This is a genomic window from Prevotella illustrans (assembly GCF_017426725.1).
Classification (GTDB): Bacteria; Bacteroidota; Bacteroidia; order Bacteroidales; family Bacteroidaceae; genus Prevotella; species Prevotella illustrans.
The window spans coordinates 1-1,301 of the sequence record NZ_JAERMS010000084.1; the positions used below are offsets into that span (position 1 = coordinate 1).

At 45.0% G+C, this 1,301-nt stretch carries 1 protein-coding gene; it reads right to left on the reverse strand.

Annotation, left to right across the window (positions count from 1 at the left end):
- Window positions 1-32: 32 nt before the first annotated feature.
- The gene (locus JHU38_RS12245; protein ID WP_107581148.1) at window positions 33-1,211 is read right to left on the reverse strand and encodes an IS4 family transposase; all 1,179 of its coding nucleotides are present in this window, start codon (window positions 1,209-1,211) and stop codon (window positions 33-35) included.
- Between the last annotated feature and the right edge of the window lie 90 nt (window positions 1,212-1,301).

A 1,301-nucleotide genomic window follows, 5' to 3' on the forward strand; every position in this document is an offset into this window, starting at 1 on the left:
TAGTACTGATGCGATAAAATCGCATTTAAGTTTTACATATCGTTAAATAGTAGCAATTCACTTGATTGATGATTAGAACTGACAGGGCTTTTCGTAATGAGGTCTACGAGTGGAGTCCGCTCCAAAGCGGATACTCTGATGAGTGTTGCAACCTCTGTTATGCTGTATGGACTCTTTGTGACCTTCTTAATCTTAGCAATGAGCAGATAAGCGATTACCGCGACCCAAAGATGTGTGCAAACGGCATTCCGGGAATAGCCCCACAAAGTTTTTACCACGATGTTCTGCTTTACCCATTTGAAGAACACCTCAACATCCCATCTGTGACGGTAGAGGTTAGCAACCTCCAATGCGCTGATTTCAAAGTTGTTGGTGATAAATACTATCTCCTGCCCTGTATCCTCATCTTGGCAGCAGACTGCTCTGATAGGCTCCGGGTACAGAGCGAATGTCTTGCCCTTGGCCATTATGATGTCGAAATCGCCCAGAACACCATCTGCATAGGAGAAAACCTCTCTGTAACCTATAATGGTGTACCTCATGTTGGACTTTGGACGACTTATCCAGTAGGCTCCTGCAAGATGGAAGCGAAACAATGCGTCAAAATCCACGTAAGCCTTGGCCATCATGTAGAACGAATAAGGCTCTGGAACAAGAACGTGAACGTCGAGCTCGTTGCTATCGTGCCATCTGCCATCCGTTATGTGAATGTTTGCAGGAATACTGCCACGCAGGTCGAGCAATGTATGCATCTTCACTCCTCCTTTGCTGTACTTCCCCAGTGCCCATGTCGCCAGATTTATACTGGTGGAGATAGTTGTGGAATCGAGAGCGTAGACTACATTCTCCACGGTTATGTCAGATATGGAACTGTCAGCATACAAAGGCCTCACGATACCTATGAGACTCTTTCCAAGTTCTTCGTAGATATGGTAGTCACGCTTCTCGTTAGCTCTGGAAAGGTTAGACTGCGAGACCGTATTTCGGAAGCCGAGGTGATAGAGGATGTCCTTGTGTGCCTTGAGACACAGACATATGTCCCGAAGAGAATTGCAACCTGTAATTTGCCCGAAGAGCAGATGCAGCAACTGGTTATAACAACTCAGTTCTTTAGTGTGCCAATCACCATGGTATCTTGCCACAGCCTTATCGAACTGGTATCTTGGGATATAGTCCATGACTTGGGAGAATATATAACGACCGATGTTCATAATCTTGCAGTTTGGGGCTGCAAAGATACTCAGTCAATTCAAATCAAAAAATCAAAGAACGCTTTGAAACCCTTATATACAAAGGGATTC